This window comes from Enterobacter sp. MGH 37 (assembly GCF_000534515.1).
Classification (GTDB): Bacteria; Pseudomonadota; Gammaproteobacteria; order Enterobacterales; family Enterobacteriaceae; genus Enterobacter; species Enterobacter kobei.
This window is the reverse complement of sequence record NZ_KI973205.1, coordinates 2,145,713-2,168,697: the sequence shown is the minus strand read 5'-3', so window position 1 is coordinate 2,168,697 and position 22,985 is coordinate 2,145,713. Positions and strand designations below refer to the sequence as shown.

Here is a 22,985-nt window from a genome sequence, read left to right as displayed (position 1 = left end):
ATCGGATATAAAAAAACCGGGGAAATTCCCCGGTTTTTTTATTTGTGGCGCTTACGAAGATTCTCGATCACCGCCGTCAAATCCAGCTCCTGATCCTGCAGCAGTACCAGCAGGTGATACATCAAATCCGATGCCTCATTGGTCAGCTCCTCGCGGTCATGCACCGTCGCGGCCAGCGCAGTCTCAACGCCTTCTTCCCCTACCTTTTGCGCAATACGCTTGGTTCCGCTGGCGTACAACTTCGCAGTGTAAGAGCTTTCAGGATCCGCCGTTTTACGCTCTGCCAACAGCTGTTCCAGTTGATACAGGAACAGCCACTGGTGGCTCGCCTCACCGAAGCAGCTGCTGGTGCCCTTGTGGCAGGTCGGCCCGATCGGATTGGCCAGCACCAGCAGGGTGTCGTTATCGCAGTCTGGCGCCATGCTGACCACATTCAGGAAATGACCAGAGGTTTCACCTTTGGTCCACAGACGCTGTTTCGTGCGTGAGAAAAACGTCACCTTACCGCTGTCGATCGTTTTCGCCAGCGCGTCCTGGTTCATATACCCCAGCATCAGCACTTCGCCTGAGACGGCATGCTGTACAACCACCGGCAGTAATCCATCAGTTTTTTCCCAGTCCAGCTGCGCCTGTTGTTGCTCTGTTAACATACCCTGATCTCCACGCCCTGGTCGGCCAGGTACGTCTTTAACTCACCAATATTAATAATCTGTTTGTGGAACACGGACGCCGCCAGCGCACCGTCTACGTTCGCATCACGGAAAGCTTCCAGGAAGTGCTCCATGGTGCCCGCACCGCCGGAGGCAATCAGCGGCACGTGGCAGACCGCGCGGACTTTTTTCAGCTGCTCGAGGTCATACCCGTTACGCACGCCGTCCTGGTTCATCATGTTCAGCACAATCTCACCCGCGCCGCGCTTCTGCACTTCCTGCACCCAGTCCAGCGTTTCCCATTGGGTGACACGCGTCCGGCTCTCATCACCGGTATACTGGTTGACGTGATATTTACCGGTTGCAGCGTCATACCAGGTGTCGATCCCAACCACAATGCACTGCACGCCAAAGCGATCGGCCAGACGGGTAATCAGCTCCGGGTCGGCCAGGGCAGGGGAGTTGATGGAAATCTTGTCGGCACCAAAAGAGAGAATTTTGGCCGCGTCGTCAGCGGACTTAATCCCGCCCGCGACACAGAACGGAATATCAATCACTTCCGCCACGCGCGCGACCCAGCTTTTGTCGACCACGCGACCATCGCTTGAGGCGGTGATATCGTAAAAGACCAGCTCGTCTGCGCCTTCATCGGCATAACGTTTTGCCAGCGGAACGATGTCGCCAATAATCTCGTGGTTGCGGAACTGCACGCCTTTCACAACCTGACCGTCGCGTACGTCAAGACAAGGGATTATCCGTTTTGCCAGCATTGAATCGCCTCCGTTACAGTAAATTTACCTTCCAGCAGGGCACGGCCTACAATCACACCCTTTACACCGGTACCGCGCAGCGCAGCCACGTCGTCTATATCGCCGATGCCGCCTGAAGACTGGAACGCCACCTGCGGATAACGTGCACAAACCTCTTCATACAGCGAGACATTAGAGCCTGCCAGCGTACCGTCGCGAGAGATATCGGTGCACAGCACGTGCTTCAGGCCAACGGGCAGATACATCTCGACCAGTTCTTCCAGCGTTACCCCGGAGTTTTCCTGCCAGCCGCTGATCGCCACCTGCTTATTACCTTGTTCGTCAATGCGAACGTCCAGCGCCAGCACCAGCGCATCGGCGCCGAAGCGGCGGAACCAGCCTTTCACGGTCTCAGGATCGTTGACCGCGGTTGAGCCTACAACCACGCGCGCCACGCCTGCATCCAGCAGTGCCGCAACATCCTCTTCCGTACGCACGCCGCCGCCGACCTGTACGGGCACATTAACGCCAGCAACCAGGTTTTTCAGCAGCGGGATCTGTCGTTTCGCCGGATCTTTCGCGCCCGTCAAATCCACCAGATGCAATACCTGCGCGCCCTGAGCCGCATAATCCTGCAGACGCGGCAGCGGGTCGTTCCCGTAGTCACGCTGCTGGCCGTAATCGCCCTGATGCAGACGGACAACCGTGCCGTCAATTAAATCTAAAGCGGGAATGATCATCACATCTCCAGGAAGTTTTTCAGCAACTGCGCGCCCGCGGCGCCCGAACGTTCCGGGTGAAACTGCACGCCGAAGAAATTGTCTTTCTGCACCGCGGCAGTAAATGCCTCGCCGTAGTTGCACTGGGCGATGGTATGGGCGTTCACCGGCATGGCGTAGCTGTGCACGAAGTAAAAATACGCACCGTCTTCGATGCCGCGAAACAGACGGTCACCTGCTTTCGCGTAAACGCGGTTCCACCCCATATGCGGTAGCGGCAGGCCGTGGTCGGTCATTTTCGGTACGTCTTCGTCAATAATACCCAGCAGGTCAACGCCGTTGCTCTCTTCGCTGCGGCGACCCAGAAGCTGCATGCCTAAGCAAATCCCCAGTACCGGTTGGGTACAGGCTTTGATCAAATCGACCAGCTCGCGCTCGTGGATCTGATCCATCGCCGCCTGGGCGGTGCCTACGCCGGGCAGGAAAAGCTTGTCGGCGCGCAATACCACGTCCGGATCACGGCTCACCACCGGCTCGTAGCCGTGGCGCGCAATGGCCGATTTGACGGAGTTCAGGTTGGCGCATCCGGTATCCAGAATCACCACGTTCATCACAGCACTCCTTTCGACGAGGGAAGGGCGTCACCTTCCACGCGGATCGCCTGACGCAGCGTACGGCCAAAGGCTTTAAACAGACTTTCCACGCGGTGGTGATCGTTTTTGCCTTTCGTTTTCAGATGCAACGTCAGGCCCATGGTGTAGGACAAGGAACGGAAGAAATGCTCCACCATTTCGGTGCTGAGATCGCCCACGCGCTGATAGGTGAAGTCGGCTTTGTATTCCAGGTGCGGACGACCGGAGATGTCCATCGCGCAGCGCGCCAGACATTCGTCCATCGGCAGAACAAAACCAAAACGGTTGATGCCGCGTTTGTCGCCGAGCGCCAGCTTCAGGGCTTCACCCAGCGCCAGACCGGTATCTTCTACGGTGTGGTGATCGTCAATGTAAAGGTCACCCTTCACCGAGATTTCCATGCGGAAACCGCCGTGCGTGGCAATCTGGTCCAGCATATGGTCAAAGAAACCGACACCGGTGTGGATCTTGCTGCCGCCTTCACGGTCCAGCCAGACCTTCACATCAATCTGTGTCTCTTTGGTGTTGCGTTCAACGTGCGAGTAGCGGTCACGTTTTGTCAGCTGTTCGCCAATCTTTGCCCAGCCAAGATTGTTGCGGTCGTAGCGAAGCCCCGCAATGCCCATATTTTCCGCCAGCGTAATATCAGTAATGCGATCCCCGATGACATAGCTGTTGGTTTTATCCAGCATATCCTCAGCCAGATAGCGCTCAACCAGCTTCACTTTTGGCTTACGGCAGTCGCACTCATCGGCTGGCATGTGCGGACAAATCAGTACCTCATCGAACACTACGCCCTGAGAGGTCAACACCTGCATCATTAAATTATGGGGGCCGTCAAAGTCTGCCTGCGGGAAGCTGTCGGTACCCAGACCGTCCTGGTTGGTGATCATCACCAGCTTATAACCGGCTTTTTGCAGCGTAAGCAGCACCGGTATCACATCCGGTTCAAAAGCCAGTTTGTCGAAACGATCGACCTGAAAATCGGCTGGTGGCTCCGAAATAAGGGTGCCGTCACGATCGATGAAAAGGATCTTCTGGGTCATGCTTTCTCCGCTTTCAGGGCGTCAATCACGCGCTGGCTCTCTGCGCGGGTGCCTACGGTAATGCGCAGGCAGCCACTCAGGGAAGGTTGTTTATTCTGGTCTCGTAAGATAATGCCCTGATCCCACAAAGATTTAAATACGGCACTCGAGGCGGTAAAACGCACCAGGATGTAATTGGTTTCCGAGTCAAACACCTGCTCCACGCACGCAATATCCTTCAGGGCGGTGACCAGGTTCTGGCGTTCTTCCAGGATCTGCGCCACGCGTTCGCGCATCGCATTAATGCCCTGAGGCGTCAACGCCTGTGCCGCAATATCCGCAACCGGCGTGGAGAGTGGATACGGGGCGATGACTTTCAAAAGCAGGTCGATGACCGCTTTATTCGCCAGGGTGAATCCGCAGCGCAAGCCCGCGAGGGCGAAAGCCTTCGACAGTGTGCGCAGCACAACAAGATGCGGATACTCCTCAAGCCAGCCTGTCAGCGTCGCCTGTGGGCAGAACTCAATATAGGCTTCGTCCGCGACCACCAGCGCTTTACCGCGCGTCATTTCCAGCAGGGTACGGATATCCTGTGGCGTGATAATCTGTCCGGTTGGATTGTTCGGGCTGCAGACAAACACGACTTTTACGCCGTCAAGATTGTCGGCAATCCCCTGCAGATCCAGCTGCCAGTTCTCCAGCGCCTGCACGTTGCGGCACGCCACGCCGAAGGTTTCGGCGCTGACGCTGTACATGCCGTAGGTTGGCTGGCAGTACATTACTGCGTCTTTTCCCGGCTCGCAGAACGCGCGGATCAGCAGTTCAATGCCTTCGTCTGCCCCACGGCTGACCAGCACCTGCTCCGGCTTCACGCCTGCGTACTGGGCGTAGTTTTCGATTACCGCTTTCGGCTGACACTCCGGATAACGGTTCAACGTTTGCTGCGACAGCTCAAACTGCACCGCCGTCGGGAATTCGTTGGCGTTCAGCCAGACATCGCCTTTGCCACCCAGGCGGCGCGCGGACTGATAAGGCTTCAGGCGACGGACATTTTCGCGGGCTAATTCTTCAATGTTCATGCTTGCTCCTTCAGCGCTGCAACGCGCAGCGTAACGGCATTTTTGTGGGCAGTCAGACGTTCGGCGGCGGCCAGCGTCTCAATAGTTGAAGCCAGCGAGGCAAACCCTTCTCGGGAAAGTTCCTGCACGGTCATCCGTTTTTGGAAATCTGCCAGGCCCAGGCTGGAACAGGTTGAGGTATAGCCATACGTCGGCAGAACGTGGTTGGTACCAGAAGCGTAGTCGCCCGCGGATTCCGGTGACCAGTCGCCGAGGAACACCGAGCCAGCGCTGGTAATGCTGTCGACCAGATCGCGGGCGTTGCGGGTCTGAATAATCAGATGCTCCGGGCCGTACTGGTTGGAAATAGCAATGCACTGCTCCAGGTCACGCGCCACAATCAGGCGGCTGGCGGATAATGCCTGGCGTGCCGTGTCGGCACGGGGCAGGTCGGCAAGCTGACGCTCAACGGCCTCACCCACACGTTTAGCCATATCGGCGTCCGGTGTCAGCAAAATGACCTGTGAGTCCGGGCCGTGTTCAGCCTGTGAAAGCAGGTCGGACGCCACGAAATCCGGCGTTGCGCCACTGTCGGCAATCACCAGCACTTCAGACGGGCCGGCAGGCATATCAATTGCCGCACCGTCCAGACGCTGGCTGACCTGGCGCTTGGCTTCGGTTACATACGCGTTGCCCGGTCCAAAGATTTTGTCGACCTTCGGAATGGACTCAGTCCCGAACGCCAAGGCCGAAATGGCCTGAGCACCGCCCACTTTATAGACTGCCTGTACGCCGCACAGCTTTGCCGCATAAAGGATCTCATCGGCAATGGGTGGCGGAGAGCACAGCACCACTTTCTGGCATCCGGCGATACGCGCCGGGGTTGCGAGCATTAATACGGTTGAAAACAGCGGCGCTGAACCGCCAGGGATATAAAGCCCGACTGACGCCACCGGGCGAGTCACCTGCTGACAACGCACGCCGGGCAGGGTTTCCACGTCCACGGTCGGCAGTTTCTGCGCGACGTGAAAGGTCTCAATGTTTTTCACCGCGACGGCCATCGCCTGTTTGATGTCGTCACCGAGGCGGCTTTCCGCCTCCGCGATTTCCTGCCCGGTGACCTGTAGCGCGTCCACTTCGGTTTTATCAAACTTTGCACTGTATTCACGCAGCGCGTCATCGCCACGCGTTTTGACGCTATCAAGGATCTCCGCCACGGTGCGGGAGATGCTTTCGGAGGCGGAAATCGCCGGGCGCATCAGCAACTCGCGCTGCTGTGCGTCGCTACAGGTATTCCAGTCGATGATTGTGTTAAAACGCATGGCCGTTACTCCATCATCTTCTCAATTGGCAGCACCAGAATGGAGCTTGCGCCCAGTGCCTTCAGTTTTTCCATGGTTTCCCAGAAGAGGGTTTCGCTACTGACCATGTGCATTGCCACGCGCTGCTGATCGCCCGCCAGCGGCAGAATGGTTGGACGTTCTGCGCCCGGCAGCAGGGCAATCACTTCATCCAGACGCTCGGTCGGCGCATGCATCATGATGTATTTGGATTCACGTGCCTGAATCACGCCCTGAATACGGGTCAGCAGTTTGTCGATGAGCTGCTGCTTGGCATCGGCCATATCGCCATCACGCTGGATCAGACACGCTTTGGAGCGGTAAATCACTTCGACCTCGCGCAGGCCGTTCGCTTCCAGCGTCGCGCCGGTAGAGACGAGGTCACAGATAGCGTCCGCCAGACCCGCACGCGGTGCCACTTCAACCGAGCCGTTCAGCAGGCAGGATTTAAACTGCACGCCTTTCTGATCCAGATAACGCTTTAACAGGTGAGGGTAGGAGGTGGCGATACGTTTGCCATTCAGCGCGGCCGGACCGTCCCAGGGTTCATCAACCGGCGTTGCCAGCGACAGGCGGCAGCCGCCAAAATCCAGACGACGCAGGGTGAAGTAACGCGGGTCTTCGCCCTGCGCACGGCGGGTCAGCAATTCTTCTTCCAGCACGTTTTCACCGATAATCCCGAGATCAACGACGCCATCCATGACCAGGCCTGGAATATCGTCATCACGCACGCGCAAAATGTCGATCGGCATGTTTTCAGCCAGAGCAATCAGGCGCTGGGTGTGCAGGTTGATTTTAATCCCGCAGCGGGCCAGCAGTTCGCGTGAATCATCACTCAAACGACCTGATTTTTGAATAGCTATGCGTAATCGTGAGTTATCTAACATTCTTTATTCCTCGTTAACCTGTTTTAACCTGTCTGAATTTGGTCCAAAAAAAAGCCCCCGGAAGAAGATCTTCCGGGGGCTTTATCATGCGTTCATGCACCACTGGAAGATCCAAACGTCTTCCAGCACACATCGCCTGAAAGACTAGTCAGGATGATGGTGATGATGGTGGTGTTTAAATTGAACGCGTGTCATATAAATTCTCGATGAATGCTTATTCATTTGATGCCTTTTAACCTAAACCAGTTGTGTGACAGATTGCAAGGGCTTTTTTTGATCATTAATTCATTTCATATTGATGCTATGAATTGTGTGTTCTGCCAGGCTGGCGTAGCCTTATGAAAGACGAGTGAGAGTCAGGAGAATTCGCATGAAAAAGGTCGCGATTGTCGGTTTGGGCTGGCTGGGAATGCCGCTGGCGATGTCATTAGCCGCGAAAGGCTGGCAGGTGACCGGGAGCAAAACGACGAGGGATGGGGTCGAAGCGGCACGCATGTGCGGTATTGATGGCGTTGAACTGCGTCTGGAACCGGAGCTGGTGTGTGATGCGGACGATCTGGACACGCTGATGAACGTCGATGCGCTGGTGATTACACTACCCGCGCGGCGCAGCGGCCCGGGTGAATCATTCTATCTGCAGGCGATGCAGGAGATTGTCGACAGTGCCCTTGCGCACCATGTTCCGCGTATCATTTTTACCAGTTCGACGTCGGTCTATGGCGATGCTCCGGGCGTAATGAAAGAAGGAACTGAGCGCCGTCCGGTGACCGCGAGTGGCAAGGTCCTTAAAGAGCTGGAAGACTGGCTGCATAATTTGCCCGGCACGCAGGTGGATATCGTCCGTCTGGCGGGGCTGGTCGGCCCCGGGCGGCATCCGGGACGCTTTTTTGCCGGGAAATCGGCGCCGGACGGGCAGCATGTCGTCAATCTTGTTCATCTTGAGGATGTTATTGGCGCGATTGAGCTACTCTTAAAAGCTCCAAAAGGTGGACACATCTATAATATATGTGCACCTTCTCATCCTTCGCGCAGCACGTTTTACCCGCTGATGGCGCGTCAGCTTGGCCTGGCTCCGCCGGTTTTTGCTGAGGCAAAGGACGAAAGCAAAGGCAAAATTGTTGATGGCAATCGCATTTGTCATGAGCTGGGGTTTGAGTATCAATATCCCGATCCGCTGGTGATGCCCATGGAATAAGTCCCGCAGCGGAAACGATCGCACACCGGAAGGGGGCGAGCATGAAACCGCTGCTGGATGTTCTTATTATTCTGGATGCACTGGAAAAAGAGGGGAGCTTTGCGGCTGCTTCAGCAAAGCTCTATAAAACCCCTTCGGCATTGAGTTACACCGTTCAAAAACTGGAAAGCGATCTTAATATCCAAATCCTCGATCGCACCGGACATCGCGCGCGTTTTACCCGTACCGGACAGATGCTGCTGGAAAAAGGCCGCGAAGTCCTGCACACCGTTCGTGAACTGGAAAAACAGGCCGTCAAGCTCCACCAGGGATGGGAGAACGAGCTGGTCATTGGCGTGGATGATACCTTCCCGTTCTCTCTTTTGACCCCGCTGATCGAAGCGTTTTATCAACATCATAGCGTCACCCGGCTTATCTTCATCAACGGTGTGCTTGGCGGCTCCTGGGATGCCTTAACGCAGGGCAGGGCAGATATTTTTGTCGGGGCATTGCATGAGCCTCCCCAGCTGAGTGAATTTGGCTTTGCCCGACTTGGCGTGCTGGAGCAGGTGTTCGCCGTGGCGCCTCATCATCCGCTGGCTCAGGAGCCAGAGCCCCTTAACCGTCGCGTGATTAAAGGCTATCGCGCCATCGTGGTGGGGGATAGCGCTCGCCCGGAATGTTCGGTTTCCTCGCAACTGCTTGATGAGCAGGAAGCCATCACGGTTTTTGATTTTAAAACTAAGCTGGAACTGCAAATTAGTGGACTCGGCTGCGGCTACTTACCGCGCTATCTGGCGCAGCGGTTTATTGATAGCGGTGCGCTTGTTGAAAAACAGGTACTTGCTCAAAGCAGTAACGAATCGGTATGGATGGGCTGGAATGAACAAACCGCCGGGCTTGCGAGCGCCTGGTGGCGGGATGAAATTTTAGCAAATAGTGCTATCGCGGCAATTTACTCTCAGCCCGGCGTCCAGAAATCAGCCAGTTAGCAGAAAGAAAACGGCCCGGTGCGTTGCAAAGTATTGCCTTTTGTATCCGATGTGGGGCAAAATGCCGCCGCTGCAACCAAATGAATAATCGACGATATAAAAGGCGTCGGTTATTTTTTTTTGCATGTACGAAACGAAACTAAAAACCAAGAGGCCGGGCTTCGTACCGGATAGATATTTACTAAAATCCGACAGTTGTTGTCGCTGAGGAAGAAAGAAATGGGGCAATTTTTCGCTTACGTGGCGGTTATCACCGTAAAGGAGAATAACTATGTCGCATAACGCAACTCCAAACACCTCTCGCGTGGAATTACGTAAAACGCTTACGTTGATTCCGGTTGTTATGATGGGCCTTGCCTATATGCAACCGATGACGCTGTTCGATACATTCGGTATCGTATCGGGCCTCACCAACGGTCACGTTGCGACGGCGTACGCCTTTGCACTGGTCGCGATCCTCTTTACCGCGCTGAGCTACGGAAAACTGGTCCGCCGTTTCCCGTCAGCAGGCTCTGCGTACACCTATGCTCAGAAATCCATTAGCCCGGCAGTTGGCTTTATGGTGGGCTGGTCATCTCTGCTGGACTACCTGTTCATGCCGATGATCAACATTCTGCTGGCAAAAATTTACTTTGAAGCGCTGGTGCCTTCCGTGCCGTCGTGGATCTTTGTTGTCGCGCTGGTGGCCTTTATGACCATTTCTAACCTGCGCAGCATCAAGACCGTGGCAAACTTCAACACCCTGATTGTTATTCTGCAGATGGGCATCGTGGCAGTTATCGTCGGCCTGATCATCTACGGTGTTTCTCACGGTGAAGGTGCGGGCACGCTGACCAGCACGCGTCCATTCTGGTCTGAAGGCGCACATGTTGTGCCGATGATTACCGGTGCGACGATTCTGTGCTTCTCGTTCCTGGGCTTTGACGGTATCTCTTCTCTGTCAGAAGAGACCAAAGATGCTGAGCGCGTGATCCCGAAAGCGATTTTCCTGACGGCGCTGATTGGCGGCCTGATCTTCATCGGTGCCTCCTACTTCCTGCAGCTGTACTTCCCGGATATCTCTCGCTTTAAAGATCCGGATGCGTCGCAGCCTGAAATCATGCTTTATGTTGCGGGTAAAACGTTCCAGTGGGGCGTGCTGATTTTCTCCAGCGTGACCGTACTGGCATCCGGTATGGCGGCACACGCAGGCGTTTCTCGTCTGATGTATGTTATGGGCCGTGACGGCGTGTTCCCGACTCGCTTCTTCGGTTATGTGCATCCAAAATGGCGTACTCCGGCGTGGAACGTGCTGTTGGTTGGCGCGATTGCGCTGATGGCGATTAAATTCGACCTGGTGACTGCAACTGCGCTGATTAACTTCGGTGCGCTGGTGGCGTTCACCTTCGTTAACCTCTCCGTGATTTCGCAGTTCTGGATCCGTGAGAAGCGCAACAAAACGCTGAAAGACCACTTCAACTATCTGGTGCTGCCAGTGTGTGGTGCGCTGACGGTGGGTGCGCTGTGGATCAACCTTGAAGAGAGCTCTATGATTCTGGGGCTGATCTGGGGCGGTATCGGCCTGGTTTACCTGGCCTGCGTAACGAAGAGCTTCCGTAACCCGGTTCCTCAGTACGAAGACGTTGCGTGATGACTCGCCGGGTGGCGCTAGCGCTTACCCGGCCTACAAAACATCACTCCTGTAGGCCCGTGTAAGCGAAGCGCCACCGGGCAAAAAAAAGCGGAGACCATCGTCTCCGCTTTTTTTATGTCTGATTTTCAGACTATCTCTTGTGCGTACTGGAACAGCGCTTTCAGCAGCGCCTGTTTCTCTGCATTCCCTTCGTACTGACCGTAAAGCATCTCCAGCTCCTGGGCGTAGTGGTGCAGATACTCTGGCGTAAACACGTTACGACGATGCTGCAGCCAGCGCTCCTGCTCTGTTTCATCCAGCGTGCCGGGGTAGTTACGTGCGCGGTAATTAAACATCAGCTTTTCGATGCGTTTATCGGCGAAAGTGATGTCCAGCGCCGGCAGGTTCCGCGGCTCGGTTTGCAGGACAATATTCATCGCTGCACGGTCGGCATCGCTGAAGAAGCCGTTGTAGAGCTGTGCATCGACGTTTTCCGACGGCACAAACGGCTCCGCTTCGGCGAAGATCGCGACCACTTTCTCGCGTACCTGCGGATTTTCGCGCAGCACTTTCAGGTTATCCAGGCAGTGCTGACGGTTAATGCCCAGCCTGTCAGCATCCTCCGGGCGCAGCGTATTCGCCTGCGCCAGTACCGGACATTTATTGATATGCACCAGTTTGACCGGCACCGCGGGCAGGTCACCAAGCTCATTTTTCGGGGTGTAGAGCCGTTCGCGCAGGGTATCGCTGTCAAGTTCCAGCAGCGGCGAAATATCGCCCGCTAAATCCACCATGATTACGGCGTTACGGTTGTCCGGATGCCACGCCAGCGGTGCCACCCAGCTTGTATTGCCGCGCCAGGCACCGAACATACCGGAGATATGCACCAGGGGTTTCATCTGCGGCACGTCGATAAGGGTCATGAGCTTCTGCTTGCTGCGATGGCTTAGCAAATACTCAAACAGCCGGGGCTGCGCGGCTTTCACCAGCTTCGCCATGGCAATAGTGGCATAGACGTCCGCCATTGCGTCGTGGGCATTGCTGTGCTCAATGCCATTAGCGCGCGTCAGGTGTTCCAGGCGGAAGCTCGTCAGACCTTCCTCATTTTCCGGCCAGTTGATGCCTTCAGGACGCAGGGCATAACAGGCGCGCATGATATCCAGCAGATCCCAGCGCGAGTTGCGGTTCTGCCAGCTCCAGGCGTACGGATCGTAGAAGTTGCGATAGAAAACGTTGCGGGTCACTTCGTCATCGAAACGGATGTTGTTGTAACCGACCACGCAGGTATTGGGGACGGTAAACAGTTCGTGGATGCGGCGGGCGAATTCCGCCTCGTTCACCCCTTTCTCCCGCGCTTCCTGAGGGGTGATCCCGGTGACCATGACCGCGCCTGGCTGCGGCAGGTAATCATCAGCAGGTTTGCAGTAAAAGACCTCAGGCTCGCCAATGATGTTGAATTCGTCGTCGGTACGGATGGCGGCAAATTGCGCCGGTCGGTCCAGCGCCGGGTGCGTGCCAAAGGTTTCATAGTCGTGGAATAAAAAAGTGGGGCGTGCGGCAGAGTCAGACACCAGTAATACCATCCTGTTAAAAAATGACGCCACTATGGTAAACGATCGTGCGGGTCAGACCGAATAAAAAGCGCCGCCGTGGTGCAAATTTGCGAGACAGATTCAGCGTGAAACCTGCGTTCTGTCACATTTTTTTGCAATTAACCCAGGTAACGACATCAGAACTCCCGTAAAAAGGTCATCGATTTTTAATGACCTGAGGATATACCGTTGAAACGCCGTCTGTTTATTGCTGTTTCTTTACTCGCTTCGAGTATCTCATCTGCTTTTGCGGCCGAACCGCTGGATTTTTCCCCGCAGCCTCCGGCCATTCAGGCGGGCTCTTGGGTGCTGATGGATTACACGACTGGTCAGATCTTAACGGCGGGCAACGAACATCAACAACGTAATCCGGCGAGCCTTACTAAGCTGATGACGGGTTATGTGGTTGATCGGGCCATTGATAGCCATCGCATTACGCCGGATGACATTGTCACCGTAGGCCGTGATGCATGGGCCAAAGGGAACCCGGTTTTTGACGGATCATCCCTGATGTTCCTGAAAGAGGGCGATCGCGTCTCCGTGCGGGACTTAAGCCGCGGGCTGATTGTGGATTCCGGCAACGACGCCTGCGTGGCGCTGGCCGATCACGTAGCGGGTGGGCAGCCGCAGTTTGTGAAGATGATGAACGATTATGTGCAGAAGCTGAACCTGCGCGATACGCACTTTGAAACCGTCCATGGGCTTGATGCGCCGGGTCAACACAGCTCGGCCTATGACCTGGCCGTTCTCTCCCGGGCTATCATCCACGGTGAGCCTGAGTTTTACCATATGTACAGCGAAAAGAGCCTCACCTGGAACGGGATCACCCAGCAAAACCGTAACGGCCTGCTGTGGGATAAAACCATGAACGTGGATGGCCTCAAAACGGGGCACACTTCTGGCGCGGGCTTTAACCTGATTGCTTCCGCCGTTGACGGTCAGCGCCGTTTAATCGCGGTGGTGATGGGGGCGGACAGCCCGAAAGGGCGCGAAGACCAGGCCCGGAAACTGCTGCACTGGGGTCAGCAGAATTTCGATACGGTGCAGATTCTGCACAGCGGTAAAAAAGTAGGGACAGAGCGTATCTGGTACGGTGATAAAGAACAGGTAAATCTGGGTACGGATCAGGACTTCTGGCTGGCTTTACCGAAAGCGGAAGTGGCGAACATTAAGGCGAAATACGTTCTGGATAAAAAAGAGCTGGAAGCGCCGATTGCCGCACATCAGCGGGTTGGGGAGATCCAGCTCTATGACCGCGACAAAGTGGTGGCACACTGGCCGCTGGTCACCCTGGAACGTGTTGATAAGGGTGGGATTTTCTCTCGCCTCAGTGATTACCTGCACCAAAAAATCTAACCTTTCTGAGCAGACTGGCAGGGTTGCGAGTCTGCTCACATAATAAACACTCCTCGTTTGCCGATAATATTGTTCCTGTTTTATAGTGTATAAATATACAGTAATAAGCGGAGGCAGTATGGACTACAGCATCAAGCAGCAACAGAAGCGTAAGATTGCGGGTTTTCATCTTGTTGGGCCGTGGGAAAAAACGGTTAAGCAGGGATTTGAACAGCTGGTCATGTGGGTGGACGGACGTCACATTGAGCCGCTGGAGTGGGTGGCGGTCTACTACGATAATCCTGATGAGGTCCCGGCGGAAAAACTGCGCTGTGATACGGCCGTTACGGTACCGGAGGATTTTGTTATCCCGGATAACAGCGAAGGCGTCATGATGACGGAAATCGCGGCGGGTGATTATGCCGTGGCCACGGCGCGTGTGGAAAACTACGACTTTGCAACACCGTGGTATCAGTTCTTCAATGCCCTGTTGCAGGACAATAAATACCAGATGGCGCTCAAACCCTGCTTCGAACGCTATCTCAATGATGGCAACGCGGACGGTTACTGGGATATCGAAATGTTTATCGCGGTAGAGCACAAAACGGCTTAATCCTGCTAAATGAAGGGTTTTTCAGCCGGGTGTGATCCGCCCGGCTGAAAACACAGTACAATTGTGATTTGCCGTGTAGCTGGAGAGCGGGTGTGCGTCCCGACAAATCATTAACGCCGTTTGAAATTCGTCTATACAAACATTACCGCGTGGTGCATGGGTGCCGCATTGCGCTGGCGTTCGTATTGACCTTTATACTGGTCCGACTGCTGGATGTTCCGGAGGGGACGTGGCCGCTGATCACGCTGGTGGTGGTGATGGGGCCTATCTCATTTTGGGGGAACGTTGTTCCTCGCGCCTTCGAGCGGATCGGCGGTACCGTTCTTGGCTCTGCGCTGGGGCTTATTGCCCTGAAGCTGGAGCTTATCTCATTTCCGGTCATGCTGGCATGGTGCGGTGCGGCCATGTTCCTCTGCGGTTGGCTGGCGTTGGGCAAACGCCCCTATCAGGCGCTGCTGATTGGTATCACCCTTGCGGTGGTGGTTGGCGCACCGGCCGGGGATATGACTACGGCGCTCTGGCGAAGCGGGGATGTCATCCTGGGCTCGCTGCTTGCCATGCTGTTTACCGGCATCTGGCCGCAGCGTGCTTTTTTGCACTGGCGTATCCAGATGGCCAGCTATGTCACCGCGTTTAACCGCGTTTACCAGGCCGGTTTCTCCCCCAATCTGGTTGAGCGCCCACGGCTGGAAAAGCATCTGCAAACCATCCTTAATGACGTGGTCAAAATGCGCGGCCTGATTACCCCCGCGAGCAAAGAGACCCATATTCAGAAAGCGATTTTCGAGGCTATTCAGACCGTAAGCCGCAATCTGGTCTGCATGCTTGAGCTGCAGATTAACGCGCACTGGGCTTCTCGCCCAAGCCATCTGTTGATGCTCAACGCACATACGCTGAAAGAGACACAGCAGATGACGCAGCAAACCCTGTTGACCATCGCTCATGCGCTCTATGAAGGCAACCCGCAGCCGATACTGGCGAACAGCGAGCGTCTGAATGACATTGTGGCGGAGCTGAAAACGCTTATTAGCGAGCGGCAGGGTGATAACGTGGCGGAAACGCCCATTCATGGCTATGTCTGGTTGAGCCTGGAACTGGCCCGGCAGCTTGAACTGTTATCGCACCTCATTTGCCGGGCGCTGCGCAAATAAAACGCGGATGTGACGCCTGCTGCTTCGATTCAGCAGCAATTGGGGTTATGATAGCGTTAAACGATATAGTCATTGTCATTCGCAGCCGCTGTCAGTAAGGTTATTGATACAACGGTTGCTTTAACGAATCCGAATCTCACATTATCAGGGGTGTAAAAATGGAAACTACCAAGCCTTCGTTCCAGGATGTTCTGGAATTCGTCCGCCTGTTCCGTCGCAAAAACAAACTGCAGCGTGAAATCCAGGACGTTGAGAAGAAGATCCGTGACAACCAGAAACGTGTCCTGCTGCTCGACAACCTGAGCGACTACATCAAGCCAGGCATGAGCGTTGAAGCTATTCAGGGCATCATCGCCAGCATGAAGAGCGACTATGAAGACCGCGTGGATGACTACATCATCAAAAATGCTGAGCTGTCCAAAGAGCGTCGCGATATCTCTAAAAAGCTGAAAGTGATGGGCGAAATCAAAAACGGCGAAGCAAAAAGCGAGTAATCGCAGTGAATGGTGAAAAAGGCTCTCTGGTGACAGAGAGCCTTTTTTATTTTAGTAGGTCGGGTAAGGCGCAAGCCGCCACCTGACAATTTTATCAGGCACAGAAAAGCAAAAAGCCTGCTTTAAAAGCAGGCTTTTTAAATTTGGCTCCTCTGACTGGACTCGAACCAGTGACATACGGATTAACAGTCCGCCGTTCTACCGACTGAACTACAGAGGAATCGTTGTGGAGGCTTATCTTAGCGGCGAAAAAACTTTTGTCAAACCTGATCTTAGAGAAAATCGACCGACTGCTGAATCTGTCGTCAGTTTGTTGTAAATCCACACATCTTTTTCAGGAAAATACTTTGCAGGATGAGCATTTCTCCCCCATCATTTGAAATGGAGTTTCAACTTTTCTCGCTAAGGTCCATTTTGAACGTCACTGCTCCTCTGCGCCAGGCGATCATGCGCACGCCCTGGTATGCAAAACGTAAAAGCTATCGTGTCCTCTTCTGGCGTGAAATCACCCCCCTTGCGGTGCCTATCTTTCTGGAGAATACCTGCGTACTGCTGATGGGGGTGTTGAGCACCTTCCTTGTCAGCTGGCTGGGGAAAGAGGCGATGGCGGGGGTTGGGCTGGCGGACAGCTTCAACATGGTGGTGATGTCCTTCTTCGCGGCTATCGACCTTGGGACAACCGTCGTGGTGGCCTTCAGCCTTGGCAAGCTTGACCCCAAACGGGCCCGCGAGGCGGCTCGCCAGTCGCTGATGATCATGACCATTTTTTCGATCGTTCTGGCGGCGGTGATCCACTATTTCGGTAAAGAGATTATCGACGTTGTCGCCGGGGAAGCCACGAACGAGGTGAAGGACCTGGCGCTAACCTACCTCGAAATGACCGTCATAAGCTATCCGGCCGCAGCCATCGCGCTGATTGGCAGTGGCGCGCTGCGCGGGGCAGGTAACACCAAAATCCCGCTGCTGATCAACGGCGGGATGAATATCCTGAATATCATCATCAGCAGCGTGTTGATCTACGGCGTGTTTTCTTGGGATGGGTTGGGGTTCGTCGGTGCCGGTCTGGGGCTAACCATTTCTCGCTACATTGGTGCTGCGGCGATTATCGGGGTGCTGATGACGGGCATCACGCCTTCGCTGCGGCTTACGCTGAAAAGCTACTTCCGACCCTTTAACTTCGCCATTATCTGGGAAGTGATGGGGATTGGTATTCCCGCCAGTATTGAATCAGTGCTGTTTAACGGCGGTAAGCTGCTGACGCAGATGTTTGTCGCCGGTATGGGGACCGACGTTATCGCCGGTAACTTTATCGCCTTCTCCATCGCCTCGCTGATTAACCTGCCGGGTAACGCGCTGGGTTCAGCCTCGACCATCATCACGGGCAAACGGCTCGGGAAAGGGCAGATAGGCCAGGCGGAACGTCAGCTGCGCCACGTGTTCTGGCTGTCAACGATTGGCCTGACGGCGATCGCCTGGGGAACCGCCCCCTTTGCCGGGCTGATGGCCGCGTTTTATACCCATGAACAGGATGTGAAAGAGGTTGTTAAGATCCTTATCTGGCTCAATGCCGCGTTTATGCCCATCTGGGCGGCCTCATGGGTGCTACCCGCGGGTCTGAAAGGGGCGCGTGATGCTCGTTTTGCGATGTGGGTGTCGATGCTCGGCATGTGGGGGTGTCGGGTTGTGGCGGGTTATACGTTAGGTGTGGTGCTTGGCTGGGGCGTGGTGGGTGTCTGGCTGGGAATGTTCCTTGACTGGGCCGTGCGCGGGGCGCTGTTCTACTGGCGTATGGTCAGCGGGCGCTGGCTATGGAAATATCCGCGACAAAATGCCTGACAAATGCGCGAAATGGAGAATAAATCGGCAAACGATCGGAAATCTGCATTCTGCCTTTGACATCCCGGGGGAGCATCGATAATATGCGCCCCGTTCACACGATTCCTCTGTAGTTCAGTCGGTAGAACGGCGGACTGTTAATCCGTATGTCACTGGTTCGAGTCCAGTCAGAGGAGCCAAATTTAAAAAGCCTGCTTTTAAAGCAGGCTTTTTGCTTTTTAATCTCTGGAAGTATTGCCCGGTGGCGCTGCGCTTACCGGGCCTACTTGTTCCGTAGGCCGGGTTAGGCAAAGCCGCCACCCGGCAAAAGCCGCACTATCGAGCCAAATTAATCGGCGCTGTCGCCTCAATCAGCCACGGACGCGCCTCGCTATTCACCAGCGGTGACAGCGCCTCGCGAACCTGCTGATGATATTCATCCAGCCACTGCTTTTCCTGCCCGGTCAACAGCTGCAATTCCACCTGGCTTAAATCAATCGGGATAAGCGTTAGCGAAGAAAACGTGCAGAACCCCGGGCGGCTTTCAACAATTTCCACCTGGTTTTCAATGCGGATACCGTGGCTGCCGCCCAGATAATACCCCGGTTCAATGGTCATGATATTGCCCGCCACCAGTGGCCAGGGGTTAACCTTTTTGGCGATGCGGTGTGGGTTTTCATGGATGAGAAGCTGATGCCCCACGCCATGTCCCGTGCCGTGATCGTAATCCAGCCCCATTTCCCACAGCGGACGTCGCGCGAAAGCGTCCAGCTGATGCCCGTGTGTGCCGGATGGGAACTGCAGGGTTATCAGCGACAGGAAGCCTCTCAGTACGGCGGTATAATGCATACGCTGCTGCGGGGGAACATGACCCCAGGCAAGCGTGCGCGTGGCGTCAGTGGTGCCGTTAGTGTACTGACCGCCAGAATCATTCAGGTAAAAATGATCGTGGCCGATGGGTTTGTTGCTGGCCTCGCTGGAGTGATAGTGGCACATCGCCGCGTTGCTCGAAGAGGCGGAAATGGTCGCAAAGCTCTGCTCGATAAAGCCGGGCTGCTGTTTACGGAACGCGAGCTGTTGCGCCTGTACTTCGAGCTCGGTTAACGGATTTCCAGCCGCTTCACGTCGCGGCACTTCACGGCTCAGCCAGGCCAGGAAGTTGACCCACGCGGCGCCGTCCTGGTGATGACATTCACGATATCCTGCCAGCTCGACCGGGTTTTTGGTGGCTTTCAGCAGGGTGATCGGATCGGTCTGCCAGACGATCTCCCCCTGGGGTTCAATGGCGAAGCGCAGGGCTACCGGTGCGGAATCGGCATCGACCATCACTCGTTTACCTTCCGCAATTTCTCGGCAGCGTTCGATAAAGGTGTCCTGTGGCGCAGTGGCGAGCGTGTTACGCACGGCTTCGGGCAGGGCGCTGAGCTTAATGTCGTTAACAAACCACTCCACGTGACCGTCGCGACGCAACAGGGCAAAAGAGAGCGGTACCGGGCTGGTGGGGATATCTGACCCGCGTACGTTGAGCAGCCAGGCAATGTTATCCGGCAGCGTAACCGCCAGATAATCAGCATTGTTCGCGGCCAGCACGGCGGCAACGCGCTGACGTTTGTCTTCGCTGCTTTCACCGCTTACCGCAACCGGCATTTCACGGATCGGCCCCGCCGGTGCGGCAGGACGATCGATCCAGAGCGTGTCAAACGGTGAGGCATTCAGCGGGACGAGCTCACACGGCGTGGCAGAAAGTTGCGTAAACTCGGTATTTGTCATCAGCAGTGGATCAAAACCGATGCGCGTGGCGGGCTCAACGTTTGCCGCCAGCCATGCTGCCAGCGGTTCATTGTGCAGATGATGAATTTCAATCTCATCCAGGTTGACCTGAACGCGGGCCTGCACCTGATAGCGCCCGTCGACGAACAGCAACGCCTTGTCTTTCAGAACCAGCGCCAGGCCAGCCGAGCCGTCAAAGCCCGTCAGCCAGGCCAGTTTTTCATCATACGGCGCGCAGTATTCACTCTGCCAGGCATCCGCGCGCGGGACGATCATCCCGTCGAGATGGTTTTCCTGAAGCCACCGGCGCAGGGCCGCTAAGGGTGATGAGGTGGACATGCATTTTCCTTAATTGTTATCAGCGGAACGGTGGCTCGTTGAAGGTACGCAACTTGCGGGAATGCAGTTTGTCACCTTCCGCCCGCAGCAAATCAATGGCGCGAATGCCAATTTGCAGGTGTTCGGATATCGCCCCTTCATAGAAACGGTTGGCCTGACCCGGCAGCTTGATTTCGCCATGCAGCGGCTTATCTGACACGCAGAGCAAGGTGCCGTAAGGCACGCGGAAGCGATACCCCTGCGCGGCAATGGTGGCGCTTTCCATATCAATCGCCACCGCACGGCTCAGGTTGAACCGCAGCGCGGAGGCGGAGTAACGCAGCTCCCAGTTACGGTCATCGGTAGTGACCACCGTACCGGTGCGCAGGCGCTGCTTAACCTCTTCACCGGGCATGCCGCTCACCTCTTTGGTGGCGTCATACAGCGCGCGCTGCACCTCAGCGATGCTCGGAATCGGAATGTCTGGCGGCAGCACGGCGTCGAGAACGTGGTCGTCGCGTAAGTAGGCGTGGGCCAGCACGTAATCGCCAATCAGCTGGCTTTCGCGCAGGCCGCCGCAATGGCCGATCATCAGCCAGACGTCCGGGCGCAGTACCGCCAGATGGTCGCAGATGGTTTTGGCGTTCGACGGCCCCACGCCGATGTTGATCAGCGTGATGCCCTGGCCGTCGGCGGTGATCAGGTGCCAGGCAGGCATCTGGTGCTTTTTCCATGCCAGGTCGGAAATGGCCTGCTCGGGCGCTTCGGTCTCTGCGGTGATCCAGATCCCGCCCGCACAGGAGAGCGCGATGTACGGGCTTTCCGGGTCAAGGATCTGGCTGCAGCCCCAGCGGACAAACTCATCGACGTAACGGGTGTAGTTGGTAAACAGCACGAACGGCTGGAAATGCTCGGCGGGCGTGCCGGTGTAGTGGCGCAGGCGTGCCAGCGAGAAATCCACCCGGCGGGCATCAAAGTGCGAGAGGGGAGAAAATTCTGCCGGGTGATAAATCCCGTCTGCCGTTTCATCGCCAATCTGTGAAAGCTCGGTGGTTGGGAAATGGCGGGTCAGTCCCGCGCTCATGGAACGATCAAGGGTTAGCGCCGAACCGTCAATCACGTAAGGATACGGGATCTCATGCTGTGAAGGTTCTACGGCAATGTGTGCGCCGTAATCCTGGTATAACAGCGTGAGTTGCTCTTCAAGATAAGGGCGGAACAGTGCAGGGCGGGTGACGGTGGTGCTGTAGCAGCCGGAGTGGGTAAAACGGGCATAGGCGCGGGTTTTTGGCGTCGTGCTGGCGCTGCCATCCCAGGTCACAGAGAGCGATGGATAAACAAAAAGGCCCTCACTTCTGGCCTTTTCGTCGGGAAGTTTCCCTGTTTCGATATATTCGCTGATGGCGCTGCGCAGCGCGTTGACGGACTGTTCGTACAGTGCGTCGAGTTTTTCCAGCGCCTGAGCCGGGGTCAGGCTGGAGCCCTTATTATTCATCTCTGTCTCCTTGTTCCACAGGTGTGCGACTCTACCCGATAGTATGTCACACGCCTGTGAAACAAAAGGGAGATCAGCTGTGGCGCGTCTCTTTCATCAGTAGCGCCGTCGCCGCTGACAGCAGGCATCCAGCCAGCAGATAAATCGCCACGCTGTGCCAGTTTCCCCCGGAGAAGGTCACCAGCGCGGCGGCAATAAACGGCGTGAAACCGCCGCCGACCACGCTGGCAACCTGGTAGCCCACACCCGCGCCGCTGTAGCGATAGCTCGCACCAAACAGTTCGGTAAACATCGGCTGTTGTACGCAGACCACCATATCGTGAGCGATGTTCGCGAGCATAATGGCGAAGAAAACAATCCAGAAGACAGACTGCGCCTCCAGCGCCATAAAGAACGGCCAAGCGCTGAGGGTACCAATCAGCGCGCCGGTGATATAGACGCGACGGCGGCCAAATTTGTCCGCCAGCCAGGCGAAACAGGGGATAGTCAGGCAGCTGATCCCGCCGACCACCAGACCAATATTCAGGAATAGCTCACGCGGCAGACCGAGATTTTGCGTCGAGTAGTTCAGGGCAAACGCGGTGACGATGTACATCGTCAGCAGCTCACACAGGCGCAGGGCGATAATTTTCAGAAAAGCGCCAGGGTGCCGGACGAGGGCTTCCATAACCGGAAGGCGTTTTTTGACGGAAGGCTTTTCCTGCTGCTTTTCGAATTCTGCCGACTCCTCCATCCCATTACGGATCCACAGCGCGGCAATGACCAGCACGATGCTGAAGATAAACGGAATGCGCCAGCCCCAGCTCAGGAACTGCTCGTCGGTGGTGTAATGGCTGATGAGTGACACCAGCCCGGTCGACAGTAGCAGCCCCACGCCATATCCCACCTGTACGCCGCTGCTGTAGAACGCTTTCCGGTTTTTCGGTGCGCTCTCAACGGATAACAGCGCCGCACCGCCCCATTCGCCGCCTACGGCGAAGCCCTGGATGGCGCGCAGTATCACCAGCAATACCGGTGCCCACCAGCCAATGGCGGAAAACGAAGGGAGAATGCCAATCAGCGCGGTGGCAATCCCCATCATCCAGACGGTAAGCATTAGCATGCGTTTGCGGCCCAGCCGGTCGCCGAAGTGGCCGAAGATCACCCCACCAAGCGGACGAAACAGGAACCCGACGCCGAAGGTGGCAAATGCGGCGAGGGTGCCCATCGCGGGGCTGACCTGGGGGAAGAATTCACGGTTAAACACCAGCGCGGCGGTGATACCGTAGAGCAGAAAATCATACCAGTCGACGACGGCGCCCGCGAAGCTGCCGAGGGCGGCGCGACGGGCACGATTGAGCGAAGGGGTCTCCTCGCCGGGTCGTTCGGAGATGAGGGTGGAGTCCATAGTTGTCCTGTCCATACTGATTTTAATTATTGGTATAAGAAAAGGTCACTCACATAGCAGCCGTCATATAAACGGAACCTATGAGACTACCGCGACAGGCAGCCCGTGCAAACTGATTTTATCTCCTGATGGGTAATGCAAAACGGCTACGCTATGCTTAACAAATAGCGAAGCGAC

Annotated in this window: 23 protein-coding genes, 2 tRNA genes and 1 other annotated feature; of the genes, 11 read left to right on the top strand and 14 right to left on the bottom strand. The window is 55.8% G+C overall.

All coding sequences use genetic code 11. From position 1 onward, the window contains the following. Positions 1 to 38: 38 nt before the first annotated feature. The 9 genes from hisIE to hisL form a co-directional block, all read right to left on the bottom strand. On the bottom strand, positions 39 to 650 hold the full coding sequence (gene hisIE / locus L383_RS13370) for a bifunctional phosphoribosyl-AMP cyclohydrolase/phosphoribosyl-ATP diphosphatase HisIE (RefSeq protein WP_014884472.1): 612 nt from the start codon (positions 648 to 650) through the stop codon (positions 39 to 41). After that, positions 644 to 1,420: an imidazole glycerol phosphate synthase subunit HisF gene (gene hisF / locus L383_RS13375; RefSeq protein ID WP_023330862.1), complete on the bottom strand. Its 777-nt coding sequence runs from the start codon at positions 1,418 to 1,420 to the stop codon at positions 644 to 646. Before hisF ends, hisIE begins: the two co-directional genes overlap by 7 nt. Beyond that, positions 1,402 to 2,139, bottom strand: coding sequence for a 1-(5-phosphoribosyl)-5-[(5-phosphoribosylamino)methylideneamino]imidazole-4-carboxamide isomerase (gene hisA / locus L383_RS13380; protein WP_023330861.1), 738 nt, complete (start codon positions 2,137 to 2,139; stop codon positions 1,402 to 1,404). The genes hisF and hisA overlap by 19 nt, the downstream gene beginning before the upstream one ends. Next, entirely contained in the window at positions 2,139 to 2,729 is a 591-nt protein-coding gene (gene hisH, locus L383_RS13385; protein WP_014884470.1) for an imidazole glycerol phosphate synthase subunit HisH, read from the bottom strand. The genes hisA and hisH overlap by 1 nt, the downstream gene beginning before the upstream one ends. Further along, positions 2,729 to 3,796: a bifunctional histidinol-phosphatase/imidazoleglycerol-phosphate dehydratase HisB gene (hisB, locus tag L383_RS13390; protein WP_023330860.1), complete on the bottom strand. Its 1,068-nt coding sequence runs from the start codon at positions 3,794 to 3,796 to the stop codon at positions 2,729 to 2,731. Before hisB ends, hisH begins: the two co-directional genes overlap by 1 nt. Beyond that, complete coding sequence (hisC, locus tag L383_RS13395) at positions 3,793 to 4,854, bottom strand: histidinol-phosphate transaminase (protein ID WP_023330859.1); 1,062 nt, start codon at positions 4,852 to 4,854, stop codon at positions 3,793 to 3,795. The genes hisB and hisC overlap by 4 nt, the downstream gene beginning before the upstream one ends. After that, positions 4,851 to 6,155, bottom strand: coding sequence for a histidinol dehydrogenase (hisD, locus tag L383_RS13400; RefSeq protein WP_023330858.1), 1,305 nt, complete (start codon positions 6,153 to 6,155; stop codon positions 4,851 to 4,853). The genes hisC and hisD overlap by 4 nt, the downstream gene beginning before the upstream one ends. Before the next feature lie 5 nt (positions 6,156 to 6,160). After that, entirely contained in the window at positions 6,161 to 7,060 is a 900-nt protein-coding gene (hisG, locus tag L383_RS13405; protein ID WP_023330857.1) for an ATP phosphoribosyltransferase, read from the bottom strand. A gap of 45 nt (positions 7,061 to 7,105) precedes the next feature. Beyond that, positions 7,106 to 7,229 (bottom strand) — a sequence feature (His leader region). Further along, a complete protein-coding gene (gene hisL / locus L383_RS25930) occupies positions 7,205 to 7,255 on the bottom strand; it encodes a his operon leader peptide (protein WP_001364200.1) in 51 nt (16 codons plus the stop codon). Its footprint overlaps the feature before it by 25 nt. Before the next feature lie 175 nt (positions 7,256 to 7,430). Between hisL and L383_RS13410 the strand changes: the two genes are divergently transcribed. From L383_RS13410 to L383_RS13420, 4 genes are all read left to right on the top strand, one after another. Beyond that, complete coding sequence (locus L383_RS13410; protein ID WP_023330856.1) at positions 7,431 to 8,255, top strand: SDR family oxidoreductase; 825 nt, start codon at positions 7,431 to 7,433, stop codon at positions 8,253 to 8,255. Between the two features lie 41 nt (positions 8,256 to 8,296). Continuing rightward, the gene (locus tag L383_RS13415; protein WP_023330855.1) at positions 8,297 to 9,226 is read left to right on the top strand and encodes a LysR substrate-binding domain-containing protein; all 930 of its coding nucleotides are present in this window, start codon (positions 8,297 to 8,299) and stop codon (positions 9,224 to 9,226) included. Positions 9,227 to 9,445: 219 nt separating this feature from the next. Beyond that, the gene (gene yoeI, locus L383_RS25925) at positions 9,446 to 9,508 is read left to right on the top strand and encodes a membrane protein YoeI (protein ID WP_099458931.1); all 63 of its coding nucleotides are present in this window, start codon (positions 9,446 to 9,448) and stop codon (positions 9,506 to 9,508) included. Beyond that, the gene (locus L383_RS13420) at positions 9,498 to 10,856 is read left to right on the top strand and encodes an APC family permease (protein ID WP_014884463.1); all 1,359 of its coding nucleotides are present in this window, start codon (positions 9,498 to 9,500) and stop codon (positions 10,854 to 10,856) included. Before yoeI ends, L383_RS13420 begins: the two co-directional genes overlap by 11 nt. A 128-nt stretch (positions 10,857 to 10,984) precedes the next feature. On the opposite strand, the gene sbcB is transcribed toward L383_RS13420, so the two are convergent. Next, positions 10,985 to 12,421, bottom strand: coding sequence for an exodeoxyribonuclease I (sbcB, locus tag L383_RS13425; protein ID WP_369796273.1), 1,437 nt, complete (start codon positions 12,419 to 12,421; stop codon positions 10,985 to 10,987). Positions 12,422 to 12,619: 198 nt separating this feature from the next. Between sbcB and dacD the strand changes: the two genes are divergently transcribed. From dacD to L383_RS13445, 4 genes are all read left to right on the top strand, one after another. Beyond that, the gene (gene dacD, locus L383_RS13430) at positions 12,620 to 13,786 is read left to right on the top strand and encodes a serine-type D-Ala-D-Ala carboxypeptidase DacD (protein ID WP_014884461.1); all 1,167 of its coding nucleotides are present in this window, start codon (positions 12,620 to 12,622) and stop codon (positions 13,784 to 13,786) included. 118 nt (positions 13,787 to 13,904) lie between these two features. Continuing rightward, positions 13,905 to 14,378 (top strand): DNA gyrase inhibitor SbmC, encoded by a 474-nt coding sequence (gene sbmC / locus L383_RS13435; RefSeq protein ID WP_023330853.1) that lies wholly within the window; start codon positions 13,905 to 13,907, stop codon positions 14,376 to 14,378. Positions 14,379 to 14,470: 92 nt separating this feature from the next. Continuing rightward, the gene (locus tag L383_RS13440) at positions 14,471 to 15,529 is read left to right on the top strand and encodes an FUSC family protein (RefSeq protein ID WP_014884459.1); all 1,059 of its coding nucleotides are present in this window, start codon (positions 14,471 to 14,473) and stop codon (positions 15,527 to 15,529) included. 158 nt (positions 15,530 to 15,687) lie between these two features. Then, on the top strand, positions 15,688 to 16,023 hold the full coding sequence (locus tag L383_RS13445) for a DUF496 family protein (RefSeq protein ID WP_008499467.1): 336 nt from the start codon (positions 15,688 to 15,690) through the stop codon (positions 16,021 to 16,023). 144 nt (positions 16,024 to 16,167) lie between these two features. On the opposite strand, the gene L383_RS13450 is transcribed toward L383_RS13445, so the two are convergent. Continuing rightward, positions 16,168 to 16,243: transfer RNA gene (locus tag L383_RS13450), tRNA-Asn, on the bottom strand. Between the two features lie 6 nt (positions 16,244 to 16,249). Between L383_RS13450 and L383_RS26540 the strand changes: the two genes are divergently transcribed. The 3 genes from L383_RS26540 to L383_RS13460 all read left to right on the top strand — a co-directional run bounded on the left by L383_RS26540 (position 16,250) and on the right by L383_RS13460 (position 18,038). Further along, entirely contained in the window at positions 16,250 to 16,342 is a 93-nt protein-coding gene (locus L383_RS26540) for a DUF5951 family protein (RefSeq protein ID WP_219810767.1), read from the top strand. Positions 16,343 to 16,404: 62 nt separating this feature from the next. Next, positions 16,405 to 17,859, top strand: a complete 1,455-nt coding sequence (gene emmdR, locus L383_RS13455; RefSeq protein ID WP_014884458.1) for a multidrug efflux MATE transporter EmmdR — start codon at positions 16,405 to 16,407, stop codon at positions 17,857 to 17,859. A 103-nt stretch (positions 17,860 to 17,962) separates the two neighbouring features. Next, positions 17,963 to 18,038, top strand: a tRNA-Asn gene (locus tag L383_RS13460). A 136-nt stretch (positions 18,039 to 18,174) separates the two neighbouring features. Here L383_RS13460 and L383_RS13465 read toward each other — a convergent pair. The 3 genes from L383_RS13465 to shiA form a co-directional block, all read right to left on the bottom strand. Continuing rightward, the gene (locus tag L383_RS13465) at positions 18,175 to 19,947 is read right to left on the bottom strand and encodes an aminopeptidase P family protein (RefSeq protein WP_023330851.1); all 1,773 of its coding nucleotides are present in this window, start codon (positions 19,945 to 19,947) and stop codon (positions 18,175 to 18,177) included. A gap of 19 nt (positions 19,948 to 19,966) precedes the next feature. Next, complete coding sequence (locus tag L383_RS13470; protein WP_014884456.1) at positions 19,967 to 21,421, bottom strand: AMP nucleosidase; 1,455 nt, start codon at positions 21,419 to 21,421, stop codon at positions 19,967 to 19,969. 73 nt (positions 21,422 to 21,494) lie between these two features. After that, the gene (shiA, locus tag L383_RS13475) at positions 21,495 to 22,808 is read right to left on the bottom strand and encodes a shikimate transporter (protein WP_014884455.1); all 1,314 of its coding nucleotides are present in this window, start codon (positions 22,806 to 22,808) and stop codon (positions 21,495 to 21,497) included. Positions 22,809 to 22,985: the final 177 nt, after the last annotated feature.